Source organism: Kitasatospora sp. NPDC007106 (assembly GCF_040634455.1).
In the GTDB taxonomy this organism is placed as follows: Bacteria; Actinomycetota; Actinomycetes; order Streptomycetales; family Streptomycetaceae; genus Kitasatospora; species Kitasatospora arboriphila.
In genome coordinates this window covers 1-1226 of sequence record NZ_JBEYFP010001332.1, presented here as the reverse complement: position 1 = coordinate 1226, position 1226 = coordinate 1, and the positions used below count along the sequence as shown (strand labels likewise).

The 1226-nt window shown below is 77.0% G+C and carries 2 protein-coding genes; both read left to right on the top strand.

Annotated features, from left to right (window positions below):
* The coding region (locus ABZ641_RS38245) for a winged helix-turn-helix domain-containing protein (RefSeq protein ID WP_359989266.1) at positions 1-326 on the top strand (326 nt) is incomplete at its 5' end.
* Positions 323-1226, top strand: a 904-nt coding sequence (locus ABZ641_RS38240) for a histidine kinase dimerization/phospho-acceptor domain-containing protein (protein ID WP_359989264.1), incomplete at its 3' end; no start/stop codon positions are given. The genes ABZ641_RS38245 and ABZ641_RS38240, both read left to right, overlap by 4 nt.

The following is a 1226-nucleotide window of genomic DNA, read 5'->3' as shown; positions in this document are numbered from 1 at the left end:
GCGCCCCGGCGGAGGCGGCGCAGCCCGGCCCGTCCGCGCTGCGGGTGATCGACGACCTGGCGGTGGACACCGACGCGATGGAGGTGACGGTGGCCGGCGAGCCGGTGCCGCTCACCCCGACCGAACTGCGGCTGCTGCTGGAGTTCACCGCCGCCCCCGGCGTGGTGATGGAACGCCAGACCCTGCTCTCCCGGGTGTGGGACTACTCCTGGGACGCCGACAGCCGGGTGGTGGACGTCCACGTCCAGCGCCTGCGCGCCAAGATCGGCGCGGGCCGGATCGAGACCGTCCGGGGCTTCGGCTACCGCCTGCGGCGCATCCGGTGACGCTCCGCCGGCAGATCGCCGCCGTCATCGCGCTGGTCTCCTGCCTGGTCGCGTGCACCGTCGCCGTGCTCGTCCACCGGGCGTCGGTGGGCCAGCACACCGACCAGGCCCGGGCCTCCGCGGAGGCCGCCCTGGACGCCGTGCTCACCGGGTACGACCGCACCGGCGAGCTGGTCGGCGGCTGGCACGCCGCGGTGGACGACCCTGCGGTGCCCGCCGACCTGCGGGCACTGGCCGCGCGGGGCCGGCAGGGCTCCCTGCTCGGCCCCGGCCCGAACGGCACCGCCATGTGGGCGGCGGCCGGCGCCGGCGGCCGGGTGGTGTCCGTGCGCCTCGACTTCGCGGGCGACGAGCAGGCGGTGGCGGACCTCGACCGGGCGGTGCAGATCGCCGCGGCGCTGTCCGTCGCGGTCACGGTGCTGGCCGGGGTGCTCGCCGCCGACCGGATCAGCCACCGGCTGAGGACGGCCGCCCGCACCGCCCGCACCATCGCCGCCGGCGACCTCGACGCACGGATCGGACCGCTCGGCCGCCGCCGCGACGAGGTCTTCGAACTGGCCACCGCCGTCGACTCGATGGCCGCCGCGCTGCGCAGCCGGCTGGAGAACGAGCAGCGCTTCACCGCCGACGTCGCGCACGAGCTGCGCACTCCGCTGACCGGCCTGCTCACCGCCTCCGAACTGCTGCCGGACGGGCGGCCCACCGAGCTGGTGCAGAACCGGGTACGGGCGCTGCGCGACCTGACCGAGGACCTGCTGGAGGTCTCCCGGCTGGACGCCCGTGCCGAGTCCGCCGACCTGGCCGACCTGCCGCTGGCGCAGCTGGTGGCCCGCACGGCGGCCGCCGCCGGGCGGCCGGTCGAGCTGGTGGTGTCCGCCGACGCGACGGTCAGCACCGATC